This window comes from Mesorhizobium sp. WSM4830, assembly GCF_055811495.1.
The window spans coordinates 45,362-62,093 of record NZ_JBVVQI010000021.1 but is presented as its reverse complement, the minus strand read 5'-3'; the positions used below and the strand labels follow the sequence as shown (position 1 = coordinate 62,093).

Here is a 16,732-nt window from a genome sequence, read left to right as displayed (position 1 = left end):
GAGCGTAGGCCGCTGCTTTGTCGTGTCCTGAGTTCAGGCTTTCGACAAGCAGCTGCCGGGGAATACGAATGCCGGACGCGACATCAAAAAAGCGACCCGCCAAGTTGAAGGCAGAGGCTGAGCGGCCGGCCGTCGTTCGGCGTGCCGACGCCGCACACTTTCCCGGCTCGAGCGTGCACGCGTCGCTCGCCAACGAAATCGGGCTGAGGATCGTGCGCGGCGATTATCCGCCGGGAACCATCCTGCCCAACGAAGCCAAATGGTCGGAGACCTTCGACGTCAGCCGCTCGGCGGTACGCGAAGCCATCAAAATGCTGATGGCGAAAAGCCTGCTTGCGTCGCGCCCGAAGATCGGCAGCTGGGTCGAGCCGAAGGAGCGCTGGAACCTGCTCGATCGCGATGTGCTGGCCTGGTATGCGACCTCGCCGGACCGCGAGGTGTTTCTCAGGACGGTGCAGGAATTCCGCCACATCATCGAGCCGGAGGCCAGCGCCTTTGCCGCCATGCGGCGCACCGACGAGCAGATGGCCGAGATCAGCCAGGCCTGCCGCGAGATGGGTGAGGCGACCAACCTGCAGGAGCGCACGCGCGCCGACACGCGGTTTCACCTCGCCATCCTGCGCGCCTCGGGCAACGACCTGCTGGTGCCGCTCGGCGTGCTGATCGAATCGGCGCTCGACCACCTCTTTGTCTTCGTCACGCGCGAAACCAGCGACCAGCAGCATGCGCAGAGGCTGCATGAGGCGATCGAGAAGAACATCCGCCTGCAGCGGCCCGCCGCAGCCCGCGCCGCGGTGCACAGGCTTCTCGCCAACACCGACGATGTTATCGGCCGGTCGCGGCGGTGATCTATGCTCCAGGGCTAGCGTTGCTCAGAACGATTGCAAAACTCGCATTCCTTCGCGCCCCCCTCTGTCCTGCCGGACATCTCCCCCACGTGGGGGAAGATTGGATGCCACTTCGGGCTTTCGCCAATCACCAACGCTAGGGCCAGGCAATGAGGGGCGGCGGCCCGGATGGGACGGGAATTCGGATTTTTTTGCCGTCGCGGTGTATTTTTGTTCTTGCTTTGTGCCGGCAGCTATGCTACTAATTTGCCTATGGTGCTAATTGGCTCCAACGACCCGCCTCCCGAGGCGGGTTTTTTGTTTCTGGCGTCTTCCGATGGGAAGTTGTGCGTGCTGCGGTGCACAGACTTCTCGCGAATACAGATGACGTTATCGGCCGGTCTAGGCGCTAATTCGATCGTTTCTCGGCCAATAGCGTGTAAGTCGGGTCAACCGGCAACGAAGGTCGATCATTCCTGTCGGTGGCAAATCGCAAATTTAGGAGATTAGCCGAAATCCTCCCTTCGTCATCCCTGGGCGGAGCAAGGAGCGAAGCGACGCGGCGCAGACCTGGGATCCATGCCGTTACCTTGCGGCAGTGCTCCAGCGGATCAGAACCAAACGCTGCCACTCCTGTCCTACGAAAAAGCTCGAAGCACTCTGGGACTGGTCGTCTCGATCAATTCGGTCTCCCATTGGTGGAGCCAGCGCTTCAGCAGCTTCTGGCTCGCGGTCATGGTGGAACGGCAACGAGCGCAATGGCGGATGCAGGCGCCGCTCTGAGCCGCTGCATTCTTCGGCGGATGTCACGGCATGGATCCCAGGGTCTGTGCGACGTCGCTTCGCTCCTGCTCCGCCCTGGGATGACGAATGTGTGGTGGCATGTGGCTAATCGCCAGCGTTGGAGATTGGCGGCTGTAGCTGGTCGGCAGCGAACGTCTACAGTTCCTTTCGGGCTCAATCGAAGAACCAAATCCTCTGTGCAAACGAACTAGCCTGCGGCAGTCGAATGTTGGTGTTTTGCGACAGACGTTAATCCCAACGTTCTCAGATCGTCTGCTTCTTGCCGTCCCTGGTCGGCATGAGGTCGACGCCGTTGACCTTGCCGATATGCGTGGCCAGCATCGGCACGTACTGGTCGGCGGGGCCGGCCGCGGAGGCGCCGGCGAACGCGTTCTTGGTGGCGTTGCCGAGCGGGTTGGCGATGCCGGCGGCACCCGCCATCGATTCGAGGTAGGTGAGATCCTTGAAGGCGTTGGCGATGGTGAATTTGTGGGCGTCGCGGTCGCCTTCCAGCGTCCAGCGCATGAAGGTCTGGTAGAAGCCGCAATCCATGCGGCCGTTGCGGATGACGCTATCGAAGCGCGGCGGCGAGATGCCGACCTTCTGCGCCAGTGCCAGCGCCTCGGAATAGATCGCGGCGTAGCCGAGCGAAATGAAATTGTTGAGCAGCTTCATGCGGTGGCCGTCGCCGGTGTCGCCGATATGGACGATGCGCCCGGCCCAGGTTTCGAGCACCGGCTTCAGCCGGGCAAAGACTGCGTCTGGCGCCCCGACCATGGCGTCGAGCGTGCCTTCCCAGGCCTCCTTCGGGGTGCGGCTGAGCGGGGCATCGACATAGTCGACGCCGAGCCCCTTGAGTTCGGCGGCCAGCGCCACCGTCGAGACAGGATCCGAGGTCGAGCAGTCGACGACAACCGATCCCTGCTTCAGGCCTTCCTTGAGGCCGCCTGGGCCGCGGATGATGGCTTCCACCTCGCGTGAGCCGGTGACGCAGATGAAGACGATATCGGATGCCGCCGCGACATCGCGCGAGGTCGCCGCCTCTTTGGCGCCGCGGCCGAGCAGGTCTTCCGCCGGCGTGCGGTTCTTGCGGCCGAGAAACGTCAGCGGATAGCCCTTGTCGACGATGTTCTTTGCTATCCCGTGCCCCATCAGGCCAAGCCCGATAAAGCCGATCTTTTCGCTCGCGGCGGTCGTGTTCATGTCGTTTCGTCCTATTTTGCAATGATGGATGACGGCGCTGCACCTTGCCGGCGAATTGTTGAAGCGGGTTTTTGCCGCATGCCATGGCAGGCGATTGCAGAGTTCGATATTGTCTGACAATACACATGAATCTTAGGGAGAGCAAAATGACGAAGCGGATCATGTTCACCGGCGGCAGCGGCAAGGCCGGGCGCCACGTCGTGCAGTATCTGGTCGAGCAGGGCTGCCAGGTGCTCAACATCGACACCAAGCCGCTCGACAATCCCAAGGTGCGCACCTTGATCACCGACATCACCGATAGCGGGCAGGTGTTCAATGCGCTGTCGAGCTATATGGGCCTGCATGAATTCGACCCGTCGCTGCGTTCACAGCCGGTCGATGCAGTGGTGCATTTCGCGGCCATCCCGCGCATCATGATCACGCCCGACAACGAGGTGTTCCGCATCAACGCGCTCGGCACCTACAACGTCATCGAAGCCGCGGTGAAGCTCGGCATCCGCAAGGTGGTGATCGCCTCCAGCGAGACGACCTATGGCCTGGTCTTCGCCAACGAGCCGCGCAACCCGACGCATTTCCCGCTCGACGAGGAGTACGACGTCGATCCGATGGACAGCTACGCGCTGTCCAAGGTCGTCAACGAGAAGACCGCGCGGGCGTTTGCACAACGCGATGGCACCGACATCTATGCCTTGCGCATCGGCAACGTCATCGAGCCGCATGAATATTCGCTGTTTCCGAAATGGTTCGCCGATCCGGGTTTCCGCAAGCGCATCGCCTGGAGCTATATCGACGCGCGCGACCTCGGTCAGATCACGCTGCGCGCCATCGAGAAGGACGGGCTCGGCTACCAGGTGTTCAATGCCGCCAATGACGACACCTCGTCCGACCTGCCGACAGCCGAACTGCTGAAGCGGTTTTACCCCAATGTGCCGGTCAAGGCCGAACTGGACGAATACGAGACGCTGCTCTCCAACCGCAAGGCACGCGACATGCTCGGCTTCCGGCCGGAACACAGCTGGCGGAAATACGTCAAGACGAGCTGACGGAGGCAGCTGACGCGGAGCTGGCGCTGGGCCAGCCCCGAATTGCTCGTCACGAGGCTAGGCTCAGGAACCGCTACGACCGATGCACCCACACCCTGCGTTCAGGCGTTTGCCGTCTGGTTCATCCACACGATTTCCCAGACGTAGCCGTCTGGGTCTTCGATGTGGCGGTTGTACATGAAGCCAAGATCCTGCGCCGGGTTGGGATCGGCGCGACCGCCCGCCGCAACCGCGCTGGTCAGCGTTGCATCGACGGCGTCGCGGTTATCGACAGTGAGGACGATCATTGCCTGGCTGTCGCGCCGTGCGTCGCCGATTGGGCGTGTAGTGAATTCGCGGTAGTGGTCATGGGTCAGCAGCATCACCCCGATCGTGTCCGAAAACATGAGCGAAGTGGATTTTTCGCCCGAAAATTGCGGGTTCACAGTGCCGCCTAGCGCCACGTAGAACGCCGTCGACGCCGACAGGTCACGGACAGGCAGGTTCACGAAAATCATTTTGGGCATCGATTTCGCCTTCTCCAGGGATGCGCGCTGCGCTATTGTCTTGCTGCAATGTTAGTAGATGCAATGTATCTTGATTGCAAGATACTTTTTGCCAAGGGAATATTTGCCATGGATCGCGCCGAGGCCGCAGCTAAGCAATGGGCCCGCGAGCGCCCCGATCTTCCGTCGTTGCCTGTTGAAACGGTAGGTCGCCTGCTCGACGCCGCCGCACGGGTTATCCGCGATCACATGAACCCGTTGCTCAAAGAAGCGGGCCTGAACGTAGGTGAGTTCGATGTGCTCACGCCGCTCAGGCGCGCCGGTGAACCCTATATGCTCTCACCTACTCAGCTCTACGAATCGGCAATGATCTCCTCGGGCGGCATGACGAGCCGCCTGGACCGGCTGGAGCGCGCCGGGCTGGTTGAACGACGCCCCGATCCCAACGACCGGCGCGGCAAGCAAATTGCGCTGACGACTGGCGGCAAGCGCGCGATAGACGATTTGATCGGTCCAATGGCGGCGCTGGAAGAACAATTAATCTCCGTGCTGACGCCGGCGGAGCAGCAAACGTTTAATGCTCTACTTAAGAAATTGCTGACAGGCCTTTAAATTGGAACGGTTTCATCGTTTCACGGAAACGCCGAACCGATCTATCTTTTTGTTTTGACGCAATTCCGGGCGGAAAACCGTTTCACACTTTTGCCGGAATTGCTTGAGGTCGTGGTCCACGTCAGCAGTCACCTCTGCCTCTGAATCAACGAGTCCTGACCCTACTTGTCTTTCCAGAATTCGGCCTGGAGTTGCGCCGCTTCATCGGCAAGCAGCGGGCCGACGACTTCAGTCGGACGCTGCCCGGCTTCGAAGACGATCCTGCAGGGCAGGTCGAGTGTGGGGTTCTCGACATGTGCACCCGTCACCCGCTTGAGGTCGTGTTCGCTCTGGCCAAAGACGACCCGTCCGATGCCCGCCCAATAGATTGTCCCGGAGCACATCGCGCAAGGTTCGGCCGAAGTGTAGAGGGTGCAGGAGGCGAGCTTTTCGAGACTGACATTCATTCCCGCCCACGCGGCCAGCAGCCTTTCGGCATGAGCGGTGCGGTCGCCCCCGCCGGCCTTGTAAGCGTTGGGCTGCTCGCGCAACACATTGCCGTCCTTGTCAGCGAGGAGCGAACCAAAGGGATGTTCGCCAGCATCGCGGGCCTTGCGCGCGACTTCGAACGCCTGACGGAGCAGGCGCTCATCATAAGGACGTTGTGGCATCGGCAGATCCTCCGCCGGTTGACCATAGTGCCGAACGATCCGCCGATACAAGTTGGCGGGCCAGGGAAAGTGACCCTATCGCTTGACTAAAGCTCCGCTCTGCCAGAGTGAAGGGATGAACAACCTCGCACCGCGACCGTTCCAAAATCCTTCACCTGCTGGTCGAGGGCCAATCTATCCGCACCATTACCCGGGAGGCTCACGCCAACGCGGTTGCTCTCCACTTCATGTTTATTCATGTATTACAATTTTGTGCGCATTCATGCTTCGCTTCGCATGAACCCGGCGATGGCCGCTGGCGTAACCGGCGAGCTCTGGGAGATTTGCGATATCGTTGCGTTAGTCGAAGCCAAGAGGCAGAAAAGCCGATGAACCGTTACAAGAAGCGCCCCCGCTAAATGAACCTACTTGTTCCATTGGTGTCTGTGATCGGTCCGATTTATTTCGCCGCTCGGGGCTTCCCCCTCGAATTTGTTTTGATCTGGGCCGCTGTCTGGACGGGGCTTCGCGCCATCGCTACCTGGAGACCGGTTTTCGCAGGTCTTAAAGAGAGCGATGGCGACCAGCCACCGTCATGGCTCGACCGGCATCCTTCCGTCGCTTTGGTCGGAGTCTTTGCAGTTACACTGGCAGCATTCGAAGCGGCGCATGTGGCAGTCTACTATTGGACGATCTGGCGGTTGATTTCCAACTGACTCACTCCCATCCAGGCTCAGGACTCGTTCCGGCTAGGGCGTTGAGCCAGCCAGATGCTGCCGATGACGAAAACGACGCCGGCGATTTGAGGCAAGGTCAGCGTCTGGTCCAGGAATACCCATCCAAGCAGCACGGCGGTCACCGGGCTGAGGAAAAGCAGCGACGACACCACTGCGGATTCCAGTCGCGCAATGCCCCGGAACCAGAGGACATAGGTCAGCGCCGCACCGATCAGCCCGAGCCACGCCAGTCCAAGCAGGTTGGCGCCGGTCGGGATTGGGACGGACGGTTCGAAAAGCAGCGCCACCGGAACGAGAAGGAGACCACCGGCAGTCAATTGCCATGCCGTAAAGGCCAGCAGCGATGCTGGCGGTTGCCACTTGCGGGCCAACACGCTGCCGAAGGCCATTGAGGCCGCCCCGGCGAGGCCGGCGGCAACGCCGATTAAATCGAGCGTCGCGTTCGGGGTCAGCACCAGCAACGCAACACCTGCGATCCCGACAAGGGCGGCGACAATCGCCAACCGACGGACAGGGCTGCCAAGCAGGACAGCGGCGAGGAAAATCACCATCAACGGCTGGACCGACAGCACCGTGGCGGCGACCCCGCCCGGAAGCCGGTAGGCGGCGACAAACAACAGGCTCAGGAAGATCGAGATGTTGAGGGCTCCGAGGACGAAACTGCGCAGCCACCAGATGCCCGTCGGCAGTTGCCGAACGATCGCCAGCAGCAGCAATCCGGCGGGCAGGGCTCGCAGCATCGCAACCGTCATCGGCGAAAAGTTCGGCAGGAACTGCGTGGTGACGATATAGGTGCTGCCCCATATTGCGGGTGCAATGGCTGTAAGCAACAGATCGGAACGGTGCGTTTTCATAAGATTTCCAGTACTTCGGCAAGAGGGCGGCGGGGCTTTTGCGGCCAGTTTCCGGACGCGGCGCGGCCGACCGCGATGAGCATCACCGGCACTTCATTCAGTCCAAGGCCAAACTCGCGGGCCACGCCTTCGGCATCGAAGCCTCCCATCGGACCAGCGACGAGCCCCAGCGCTTCGGCTGCGAAAATCAGCGTTGCAGCGCCAAGCGTCGCCGAGCGCACGGCTTCGTCGCGGGCCGCCCGAGGATCGGCATATTGGGCGCGGGCGCCTTCCTGCCAGCCCGAAGCCATATCCGCCGGCATGAAGCCGGCTTCGACGAAAGGAAGCAGCCTTGCATTGAGGGCAGCGTGGTCGGGCAGTACGCCGCAGACGATGAAGGTGACCGCTGCTTCCTGCACCTTGGCCTGGCCATGGGCCGCGCTACGCAACCGCGCCTTTGCTTCCGGCGTCCGCACCGCGATGAACCGCCAATTCTGAAGGTTGTAGGCGGTTGGCGCGCGCGTTGCGAGGCGTGCCAGTTCCTCGACCTCGGCATCCGTCAATGCATGCGAGGCATCGAACCGATTGGCCGACATGCGTCGCTCGATAAGGGAGATCGTGGGGTTGGTCATCATGTCATTCCGAAATTGAGTAAGCCATTCGGGAAGCAGATAGAGAATTTACCAACGAGCGATAATATGCGACAATTGAAAGACATTGTTTACTGAAAGAGAATGGTGCGATGGATCGCCTGACGGCGTTGCAGGTTTTCCGCCACGTGGCTGAACTGAACAGCTTTGCCGAAGCCGGGCGGCGGCTCGGTCTTTCTCCTCCTGCGATCAGCAAGAACATCGCCGAGCTGGAGGCGCATCTGGGGGTGCGGCTCATCAACCGGACGACGCGGCGCATGGCCTTGACCGAAGAAGGCAGGATCTATCTGGAGCATGTCACGCAGGGGCTCGATGCGCTGGCCAGGGCCGACCAGGTCCTCGGCCCGATCAAGACGGCGCCGAGCGGCACGTTGCGGGTCAGCGCACCGATGACCGTCACGCTGACGCGGCTTTCGGCTGCCATCCCCGCGTTCCTATCGCGCTATCCCGATTTGAAACTCGACCTGCATCTTGACGACAGGCGCGTCGATATCGTGCGGGAGGGATTTGACCTTGCCATTCGCGGCAGCGACAATCTCGAGGATTCCAGCCTGGTAGCGAGAAAGCTTGCGGTCATGCCGCACGTGCTTTGCGCAGCTCCGTCCTATTTCGAGAAGCATGGCCGGCCCAAAACGCCTGCCGATTTGAAGGCGGCCAATTGCATCCGGTTCAGCCTCTCGGGACATGCGGACATATGGGAGTTCCGCAAGGACGGCGGCAGCGAGCGGATCGCCATCGACGGACGATATTCGGTCTCCTCGAGCCTTGCCGTGCGCGATGCGTTGCGCGCCGGCTTCGGCGTCAGCCTGATCCCCTATCCCTATGTCGAGAGCGACCTGAAAGCAGGCCGGCTGCAATCGGCCCTGGATGACTGGGACAAGGTCGAAACCACGCTCTACGCGGTCTATCCGGCGCGGCAGCATCTCGCCCCGAAAATCCGCGTCTTCCTTGATTTCCTGATCGAGGAATTCAGCCGGGACAATCAGCCGGGACAAAGAAAAGCCGTTCGTGCCTCTCCGGCGTGAGCGCTCGGCAAAGCGCAGTGTCGGCGAGGCGACGGAGGCGGAAAATCAAACGGAGACACTGCCGTCGATTTCATCTCCTTGACACGTCTCCAAATCCGGACTTTGTGGAGCCATGCGGGACGCGAAGCCGGATAAGGGAAAGACAGCGGCCGAGGCGTTCGCCGAACGCACCAGCGGTGTTCGCCGGGCTGATGCGGCACGCATGCCGGGGTCGAGCGTGCATGCCTCGCTGGCCAACGAGATCGGGCTGAGGATCGTGCGCGGCGATTATCCGCCGGGAACCATCCTGCCCAACGAAGCCAAATGGTCCGAGACCTTCGACGTCAGCCGCTCGGCGGTGCGCGAAGCCATCAAAATGCTGATGGCGAAGAGTTTGCTGTCGTCACGTCCCAAAATCGGCAGCTGGGTCGAGCCTAAGGAGCGCTGGAACCTGCTCGATCGCGACGTGCTGGCCTGGTACGCGACCTCGCCGGACCGCGAGGTGTTCCTCAGGACCGTGCAGGAATTCCGCCATATCATCGAGCCGGAGGCCAGCGCCTTTGCCGCCATGCGGCGCACCGACGAGCAGATGGCCGAGATCAGCCAGGCCTGCCGCGAGATGGGCGAGGCGACCAACCTGCAGGAGCGCACCCGCGCCGACACGCGGTTTCACCTCGCCATCCTGCGCGCTTCCGGCAACGATCTGCTGGTGCCGCTCGGCGTGCTGATCGAATCGGCATTCGATCATCTATTTGCTTATACCACGCGGGAGCTCGACGATTTGCAGCATGCGCAGAGGCTGCATGAGGCAATCGAGAAGAGCATCCGCCTGCAGCGGCCGGACGCGGCACGCAATGCGGTGCGCAAGCTGCTGGCCAATACCGACAGCGTGATCAAGTCCAGGTAGCTGCCGTTCGGCCACAGGCACTCAGTCGAAAGGTGCGGTCGCGAGATGCTGCCGGGTCAGGCCGAGGAGCAGCGCCTGGTCGCGGGCGGCGTGTTCGGGTGGGTTGACCACGGCATCGCCATTGACGATCGCTCCCCAGAAGCCGCGCATCTCCTCGACGAAGGCTTCGGCATAGCCGGCACGCAAATCTTTCGTCGACAGCGTGTGACCGTCCGACGTCGTCACCGTCAGCCGCGTCGGATGATGGTTGAGCCAGGGCGAGGGGAATTCGAGCTCGAGGCTGGCATCGTCGAAGAACAGCGTGATCCGCTCCTTGTAGTCGGCGAGCTTCGGCACGGTGAGGTGGGTCATGGTCCACAGTGCCTGCCCGTCAAGCAGCCTGACGGCGCCCTGGCCGCCGTCGCCACCGGCGAAGATCTGCGCGCCGACGACTTCGCCGTCCGGCACGCCGAGCGCGTCGAGCAGGCCATGGACGGCATTGACGTCGTGAATCAAGGCCGAGCTGTAAGCGCCGGTAAATCCACGGAAAGCGAGGTCGGTCAGATGCACGCCGACGGCCTCTTCGACCTGGCGCTTCTGCTTGGCGGCGACGGCGGCGATCAAGTCGTTGGGGATATCGGTACCGCGCCTGTAGGGCTGATGGGCAATGAACGGCCAGGCGTCGGGATCGTTCACTTCCACCGAGACCGAGCGCAGCGTGCCTGATGTCCCTGGCAGCGAAGCGAGCGCCAGCCGGTAGCTAGGGTCGAAGCGCTTCATGTAGCCGACCTGCACGATTTTCCTGGCGGCGTCGCGCGCGGCGATGATCTCGGCGATTTCCGCCAGCGAATAGCAGAGCGGCTTCTCGCAAAAGACATGCAGGCCAAGCGCCAGCGCCGTCAGCACCTGTTCGTGGTGCAGCGGGTCCGGCGAGCCGATCACCACCGCGTCGAGGCGCTGGTCGAAGAGCTGGTCGATCGTTTCGAAATTGGCAATGCCATGGGTGTCGGTGACGAACTGCCGCGAAATCCTCGAGGGATCGGCGACGCCGACCAGCTCGAACAATTCGCCGAGGCGCAGCAGATTGGGGATATGCTCGACCTGCGAGATCATGCCGGCGCCGACGACCCCGACGCGTAACCTGCTCATGCCATCATTCCCCGCAATGTCCGATTGTCGGCTCAAGGCGCCGCAGGCGGCCGGTTGCCGATCTGGGCGAGCAGGCCGGCAATCTCGGCCTCGACCGCCTTCAGATCCTCACCGCCCGACATGATCGAGATGACCTCGTCGCGCGAAATCTCCGACTTGGCGTAGGTGCCGCGATTGCGGCCGCGGTTGAGCAGTGTGAAGGTGTCGCCGACCGGATAGGCATGGTGGATGTTGTGGCTGATGAAGATCACGGCCAGACCCCGCATGCGTGCTTCGATGATGAACTTCAGCACCATCGCCGCCTGGTGGACGCCGAGTGCGGAGGTCGGCTCGTCGAGGATCAGCACGCGCGCGCCAAAATGCACGGCGCGGGCGATTGCCACCGACTGGCGCTCGCCGCCCGACAGCGTGCCGACGGCCTGCGTCGGATCGCGTACGTCGATGCCGATATCGGCCATCGCCTGCCTGGCGATGGTGTTGGCGCGCTCCTTGTCGATGCGCGAGAAGGGAAGGCTGCTTTTGGTCGGCTCGCGGCCGAGGAAGAAGTTGCGGGTAATCGACATCAGCGAGATCATGCCGAGATCCTGGAACACGGTTGCCACGCCGAGCTCCTGCGCGTCGCGCGGGCTGCGGAAGGTGACCGGCTTGCCGTCGACCAGGATTTCGCCCTTGCTCGGCCGGTAGACGCCCGACAGAACCTTGATCAGCGTCGACTTGCCGGCGCCGTTGTCGCCGAGCAGGCAGTGGACCTCGCCCGGATAGACCTTGATGTCGATGTCCTGGAGCGCGCGCACCGAGCCGAAATTGACGCTGACGCCGCGCAGTTCCATTGCCGGTTCGGTCGTTCGGGCCGGTTCGCTCATTTGGGCTGGCGCAGTCATTTGCCACCTCCGCGTCCCAGCGCCTTCAGCCTGATGTAGTTGTTGACCAGCACGGCCATCAGGATGACGATGCCGAGGAAGACCTTGAACCAGTCGGTGTCGATGCCGGTGTAGAAGATGCCCATCTGCACCAGCCCGAAGATCAGCGCGCCGAACAGCACGCCATAGACGGTGCCGTAGCCGCCGGTGAGCAGCACACCGCCGATGACGGCGGCGATGATCGCCTCGAATTCCTTGAGCAGGCCGCGCGTGGTGTCGGCGGAGCCCGCCTCCATCACCTGGATGGTGGCAAGCAGCGTCGCCGCGCAGGCAGTGTAGATGAACAGGCTGATCTTGACGCGATCGACCGGCACGCCGACGTTGCGGGCTGCGATCAGGTCGCCGCCGGTAGCGAAGATCCAGTTGCCGTATTTCGTCTGGGTGAGCACATAGCCGGCCAGCGCCGTCAGGCCGAGCCACCAGACGATCGACATCGGAATGCCGGCGACGAAGGGGATGCCGTCGCTGCGGGTGGCGATCCAGCCTTGCGCGCCCATCCAGTGGAACAGGCCAGTGAGCAGATGACCGTTGAAAATGCCGGCCGTTGCCGGGTCCGGTGCGCCTTCGAGGATGTAGGGGATCTGGGTGCGGCCGGTGACGGCGCGGGTGATGCCGATCGACAGTCCGCGCAGGATATAGAGCGTGGCGAGCGTGACGATGAAGGAGGGCAGGCGCGTCTTCACCACGATCAGGCCGTTGAGATAGCCGGTGAGGATGGCGACGGCGAAGGCGCAGGCGATGCCGCCCCATAGCGGCAGGCCCCAGTACTTTACCGTCAGCCCGATGACGACGCCGGCGAAGCCGACCATGGAGCCGACCGAAAGATCGAACTCGCCGGCGATGATGAGAAGTGCTGCCGCGGTGGCGACGATGCCGAGCTCCGCCGACAGCGTCAGGAAGGTCATCGATCCCTGCAGCGAATAGAGGTTTGCCGCGCCCGGCAGCAGCGCAAAGATGATGATCGTCGCAAGCAATCCGCCGGCAGCACCGGCTTCCGGGCGGCGCAGCCACTGGGTCAGCTTGCCGGTGCTGGCCAGCCGCTCGTCGGCGCCGGCGGCCCGCTTCGACGTCATGCCGAAGCGGTCGGTCGCCTTCAGCTCAGCTGGAGGTATCGCCTTGTCTTCCACGACCGCCATTAGGCTCTCCAATCGCTCAATTCGCAATCTTCGAACGGATCGGGAGAGCGCTTGGCGCGTTCTCCCGTTCCATCGGAGCGCTTGCCTAGCGGATGCCCTCTTTGGCGAGGGCCAGGATCGCCTTCGCTTTTTCCGGCGAGTCTATGAACAGCGGTCCGGTATAGGCGTTGTTCTGCGGCCAGAAGCCGTGCGTCGCCTGCTCGACCAGATAGATCACCGGCAGATAGCCCATCAGATATTGCTGGGCGTCCATGCCGAAGCCAATTTCGCCGGCCACGACCGAGTCGAGAACCTCCGGGCTGATGTCGAAAGTGTAGAGCTTGAGCTTGCCGAACAGTTCCTTGTCGCGGAACATCGGGATCAGTGGGTTGGCGGCGGTGGCGCCGAGCGCAAAGACCGCCTGCGTGTCGGGATGCGCCGACAGATAGGCTTCGGTGCGGCGCTGGATGTCGGCCGGATCCGGCGCCACGGCCAGAACCTCGGTGCCGCCGCCGGAGGGCTTCAGCCCGTCATTGAGGCCTTGGCAGCGCTGGTCGAGGCTGACATTGCCGACCTCGTGGTTGATGCAGACGACCTTGAGCGTGCCTTCCTTGGCCAGCCGCTCGCCGGCCTTCTTGCCGGAATCATATTCGGACACGGTGCCGACATAGAGCGTCGTGCCGAGCTCGGCGCCTTCCTTTTCGCCGGAATCCAGAACCACCATGGGAATGTTGGCGGCAAGCCCGGATTTGACCGATTTGCCGAGCGCATTGGCGTCGGCGATGGAGACGGCGATGCCGTCCGGCTTGGTGGCGATGGCGGCGTCCAGAAGCCGGGCCTGCTCGACCACGTCGAAGACCTGCGGCGCGTAATATTCGACCTTGGCGCCTGTGAGGGCGGCCGCGTCATCGACGCCGCGCTTGACCACCGACCAATAGGGATCGGACGCCGACCCATGCACCACGAAGGTGATGCGGACGTCCTTCGGATCCTTGAGGCCCGCGGCATGCGCGATACCTGTCATCAGGCCCGCCGAAACGAAGGCGCCCAATGCCACTTTCAGAAGAGTTTTCATCTTATTCTCCCATTTGTCGTTGCAGTTCCAATCCCTTGTCCAATCCCTCTGGCGCCGTTTTCCGGCCGCGACGATCGGCTCACGTCGTGGATCGGGTGGCCGCTTTGCGGGCCTTTGCCGACGCAAGTCGCTGTTCGCCCGCGTTGCTGCCGCGGGCCGTTGTTGATGATCGCCCGGCCGAGAGCGTTGCGCGAAGCTCCTCGCGCAACGGCTTCATGCCGATGACTTCGAGCGGCTGCGCGGCGAGCCAGTCACGAAAGCCCTGGTCGCGGAACAGCTCGTACTCTTCGGTGCGGATATAGGCGGAGCGCGGCTCGATCAGCTCGAGTTCACCGGGCGCGTTGCAATGCAGGCAAAAGAAGGTCAGGCCCTCGCGCACACCCTCGATGAGCGCTTTGTAAGCCGGCTCGATCGGCCTGGAACGTGGCCGGCCCCAGGTCGTCTGGATCGCGGCGTCGAAAATGGCAAAGCCGCCGGCGCGGGCCAGCGCCACGCCGCGCTGGAACGCCTCCTCGGTGACGCCGACCAGATTGTCGTTGGGGGAATAGGCGGACAGGGTCTTGGTCAGCAGCACGGGCAGCTGATATTCGAGCCCGAGCTTGATGTAGATGTCGCAGAATTCCGGCGACAATGCCGCGCCCATATGCGCGTCGAGATGGGTGACGTCGATGCCGGCGCGATAGGCGGTGTCGATCTGGGCGCGAAGCTCGGCCTCGACCGCCTGCGGCACCGCCTTGCGGCGCGTGGTCGCCACGTCGGGCCACAAGAAGCCGAACTCGTCGGTCAGGCCCGCCGCCCGCGACGGCGCGGTCAACGGCCGCCATTTGTAATGCTGCTTCTCGCTGTTCAGCGTCAGGTGGACGCCGAGATCGAGGCCAGGGTTGGCGACGGCGCTTTCGGCCATTTCGAGGAACCACGGGCACGGCACCATCACCGCGCCGGAACTGCAGACACCCAGTCCGCTCAATTCGAGGAAGGCGCTGTTGGCGCCGTGGCACATGCCGACATCGTCCTCGTGGAGCACGATCCGTTTGCTGGAGCCGGCGGCGTTCACGAATGGCCGCCTTCCCGCCGGCATACCGGCTTCGGGGGTCTTCCAAAGTGTGTCCCGTATTTCATGGAACCAACCGTTTGCCCAACTGGCCGGAATGGAACGCCGAAACCTGCCTTTCCGACAGGGCCACTTTGGCGAATTCGGATGGGTACAATTTGCCTGCCGGCTGAGACACTTAGCTGCCGATTTCCCCAATCAGGGTTCAAAACCAATCATAGGAACCGTCTTCCGGGCGCAGATGGCTTGGTCGAATAGCGGCGGAGTGGTTCTTTCAAACTGTGCCGACAAGCCTACAGCTGTCCACACCATCAAGCGACCACATTATCAAGTGACCCAAACTACCAAGTAACTTGGAGGCCTGTCATGTACACCGCCGGCGAAGAGGAAATCGAAGCCATTGCCAGGGTGATCCGCTCGGGCGCGTTGTTTCGTTACGGCAAGGACAGCGAATGCGACCGCTTCGAGGCCCGCTATGCGCAGCATCTTGGCGTCGAGCATTTCGCGCTGGCCGCCAGCGGCACCTATGGGCTCGCGGCCGGCCTGATCGGCCTCGGCATCGGCCCGGGGGACGAAGTGCTGGTGCCTGCGCACACCTATATGGCGACCGCGACCGCGGTGCTCTCGGTCGGGGCCATTCCCGTCATCGTCGACATCGACGAGAGCCTGACCATCGATCCCATCGCCTTGCGCGAAGCCATCGGGCCGCGCACCAGGGCGGTGATCCCGGTGCATATGTGGGGCGCGGCCTGCAACATGAATGCGATCATGGACATCGCTGCCAAGCGCGGCTTGCTGGTGCTGGAGGATGTCTGCCAGGGCATCGGCGGCGGCTATGAGGGCCGTAAGCTCGGCTCGATCGGCCATGCCGGTGCCTATTCCTTCAACTACTTCAAGAATATAACCTCGGGCGAGGGCGGCGGCATCGCCACCAGCGATCCGAAAGTGGCGGAGCGGGCGCGCTGCGCCATCGACCCTTGCCATTTCTACTGGCAGGGCAGGAGCGACAGCATCAAACCCTTCGCCGGCATCGGCGCCCGAGCCTCGGAGCTGATGGGGGCGATGCTCAACGTCCAGCTCGACCGGCTGGACGGCATCATCGAGGCGATGCGCGCCGAGAAGAAGACGGTGCTGGCCGGTACCCGCCACCTTAGCAATCTCGGGCTGACGCCGTCGCCGATGAACAGCGCGGACGACGATTGTGCCGCACAGGTGATGTACCTGCTGCCGAGCGAGCAGGCGGCGCAGACTTTTTCGAAGACCATTCCCAGCGTCGTCGCCGGCAAGACCGGCCGTCACAATTTCACCCAGTGGGACCAGGTGCTGATGCATGAAGGCGCGCATCATCCGGCGCTCAACCCTTACGCACTGCCCGAGAACCAGGGCCTGCGGCTGGATTATTCCGACGACCTCGGCAAGCGCTCGCTCGACATCCTCAACCGCACCGTGATGGTCGCCATGAACCCAGTGCACAGCGATACCGACATTCAGGACATGATCCACAACATCGACGCGGCGGCGCGGGTGGCGCTGGAGAATGCTTCGCTCGATGATGTCGAATTGCGCAAGGCGGCACCGGTTGATCTGCAGAAGTTCGACAGTGTGAACTAGACCAGATCCGGCGCGATTTGCTACGCTGCGGCCGAGTTCCATGTCCGGCGGCCGGGCGAAGATTCCGGCGGCATAACCGGTCGTCAAAAAATACGCAGGCCCGTGTCGGATAGGCCGGG

Annotated in this window: 17 protein-coding genes and 1 pseudogene; 8 read left to right on the top strand and 10 right to left on the bottom strand. The window is 62.7% G+C overall.

Annotated features, from left to right (window positions below):
- Positions 1-68: 68 nt before the first annotated feature.
- Positions 69-848 carry a FadR/GntR family transcriptional regulator gene (locus AC0L2Y_RS23850; RefSeq protein WP_473559869.1) on the top strand — a complete coding sequence of 260 codons (780 nt, stop codon included), beginning with the start codon at positions 69-71 and terminating at the stop codon, positions 846-848.
- A 1,026-nt stretch (positions 849-1,874) separates the two neighbouring features.
- Here AC0L2Y_RS23850 and AC0L2Y_RS23845 read toward each other — a convergent pair.
- Positions 1,875-2,813 (bottom strand): NAD(P)-dependent oxidoreductase, encoded by a 939-nt coding sequence (locus tag AC0L2Y_RS23845; protein ID WP_473559867.1) that lies wholly within the window; start codon positions 2,811-2,813, stop codon positions 1,875-1,877.
- A 146-nt stretch (positions 2,814-2,959) separates the two neighbouring features.
- Here AC0L2Y_RS23845 and AC0L2Y_RS23840 point away from each other — a divergent pair, with 146 nt between their 5' ends.
- Positions 2,960-3,856: an NAD-dependent epimerase/dehydratase family protein gene (locus AC0L2Y_RS23840; RefSeq protein ID WP_473559866.1), complete on the top strand. Its 897-nt coding sequence runs from the start codon at positions 2,960-2,962 to the stop codon at positions 3,854-3,856.
- Between the two features lie 101 nt (positions 3,857-3,957).
- On the opposite strand, the gene AC0L2Y_RS23835 is transcribed toward AC0L2Y_RS23840, so the two are convergent.
- Complete coding sequence (locus AC0L2Y_RS23835; protein WP_352815684.1) at positions 3,958-4,362, bottom strand: VOC family protein; 405 nt, start codon at positions 4,360-4,362, stop codon at positions 3,958-3,960.
- Between the two features lie 108 nt (positions 4,363-4,470).
- On the opposite strand from AC0L2Y_RS23835, the gene AC0L2Y_RS23830 reads away from it, so the two are divergent.
- Positions 4,471-4,953: a MarR family winged helix-turn-helix transcriptional regulator gene (locus AC0L2Y_RS23830; protein ID WP_473559865.1), complete on the top strand. Its 483-nt coding sequence runs from the start codon at positions 4,471-4,473 to the stop codon at positions 4,951-4,953.
- A 161-nt stretch (positions 4,954-5,114) separates the two neighbouring features.
- On the opposite strand, the gene AC0L2Y_RS23825 is transcribed toward AC0L2Y_RS23830, so the two are convergent.
- Complete coding sequence (locus AC0L2Y_RS23825) at positions 5,115-5,603, bottom strand: nucleoside deaminase (protein WP_473559863.1); 489 nt, start codon at positions 5,601-5,603, stop codon at positions 5,115-5,117.
- Between the two features lie 237 nt (positions 5,604-5,840).
- Here AC0L2Y_RS23825 and AC0L2Y_RS23820 point away from each other — a divergent pair.
- Both AC0L2Y_RS23820 and AC0L2Y_RS23815 read left to right on the top strand, forming a co-directional pair.
- Positions 5,841-5,975 (top strand): annotated as a pseudogene (locus AC0L2Y_RS23820) (IS1 family transposase); the annotation flags it as partial.
- Positions 5,976-6,001: 26 nt separating this feature from the next.
- Positions 6,002-6,298 (top strand): hypothetical protein, encoded by a 297-nt coding sequence (locus AC0L2Y_RS23815; RefSeq protein WP_473559862.1) that lies wholly within the window; start codon positions 6,002-6,004, stop codon positions 6,296-6,298.
- Between the two features lie 17 nt (positions 6,299-6,315).
- On the opposite strand, the gene AC0L2Y_RS23810 is transcribed toward AC0L2Y_RS23815, so the two are convergent.
- Together AC0L2Y_RS23810 and AC0L2Y_RS23805 are read right to left on the bottom strand one after the other, a co-directional pair.
- Positions 6,316-7,173, bottom strand: a complete 858-nt coding sequence (locus AC0L2Y_RS23810) for an EamA family transporter (protein ID WP_473559861.1) — start codon at positions 7,171-7,173, stop codon at positions 6,316-6,318.
- Positions 7,170-7,784, bottom strand: a complete 615-nt coding sequence (locus AC0L2Y_RS23805) for a nitroreductase family protein (RefSeq protein WP_473559859.1) — start codon at positions 7,782-7,784, stop codon at positions 7,170-7,172. The genes AC0L2Y_RS23810 and AC0L2Y_RS23805 overlap by 4 nt, the downstream gene beginning before the upstream one ends.
- A gap of 110 nt (positions 7,785-7,894) precedes the next feature.
- Between AC0L2Y_RS23805 and AC0L2Y_RS23800 the strand changes: the two genes are divergently transcribed.
- Complete coding sequence (locus AC0L2Y_RS23800; protein WP_473559857.1) at positions 7,895-8,827, top strand: LysR family transcriptional regulator; 933 nt, start codon at positions 7,895-7,897, stop codon at positions 8,825-8,827.
- Positions 8,828-8,939: 112 nt separating this feature from the next.
- The gene (locus tag AC0L2Y_RS23795) at positions 8,940-9,713 is read left to right on the top strand and encodes a FadR/GntR family transcriptional regulator (protein ID WP_473559855.1); all 774 of its coding nucleotides are present in this window, start codon (positions 8,940-8,942) and stop codon (positions 9,711-9,713) included.
- A gap of 21 nt (positions 9,714-9,734) precedes the next feature.
- Here the strand turns inward: AC0L2Y_RS23795 and AC0L2Y_RS23790 are convergent, their stop codons facing one another.
- The 5 genes from AC0L2Y_RS23790 to AC0L2Y_RS23770 form a co-directional block, all read right to left on the bottom strand.
- A complete protein-coding gene (locus tag AC0L2Y_RS23790) occupies positions 9,735-10,841 on the bottom strand; it encodes a Gfo/Idh/MocA family protein (protein ID WP_473559853.1) in 1,107 nt (368 codons plus the stop codon).
- A 32-nt stretch (positions 10,842-10,873) separates the two neighbouring features.
- The gene (locus AC0L2Y_RS23785) at positions 10,874-11,704 is read right to left on the bottom strand and encodes an ATP-binding cassette domain-containing protein (RefSeq protein WP_352491124.1); all 831 of its coding nucleotides are present in this window, start codon (positions 11,702-11,704) and stop codon (positions 10,874-10,876) included.
- Between the two features lie 14 nt (positions 11,705-11,718).
- Positions 11,719-12,834, bottom strand: coding sequence for an ABC transporter permease (locus AC0L2Y_RS23780; protein WP_352491125.1), 1,116 nt, complete (start codon positions 12,832-12,834; stop codon positions 11,719-11,721).
- A gap of 148 nt (positions 12,835-12,982) precedes the next feature.
- Positions 12,983-13,951, bottom strand: coding sequence for a rhizopine catabolism ABC transporter substrate-binding protein (locus tag AC0L2Y_RS23775; protein WP_352709816.1), 969 nt, complete (start codon positions 13,949-13,951; stop codon positions 12,983-12,985).
- Positions 13,952-14,030: 79 nt separating this feature from the next.
- The gene (locus AC0L2Y_RS23770) at positions 14,031-15,005 is read right to left on the bottom strand and encodes a polysaccharide deacetylase family protein (RefSeq protein WP_473559851.1); all 975 of its coding nucleotides are present in this window, start codon (positions 15,003-15,005) and stop codon (positions 14,031-14,033) included.
- Positions 15,006-15,368: 363 nt separating this feature from the next.
- On the opposite strand from AC0L2Y_RS23770, the gene AC0L2Y_RS23765 reads away from it, so the two are divergent.
- Complete coding sequence (locus tag AC0L2Y_RS23765; RefSeq protein ID WP_473559850.1) at positions 15,369-16,613, top strand: DegT/DnrJ/EryC1/StrS family aminotransferase; 1,245 nt, start codon at positions 15,369-15,371, stop codon at positions 16,611-16,613.
- The last annotated feature ends 119 nt before the right edge of the window (positions 16,614-16,732 follow it).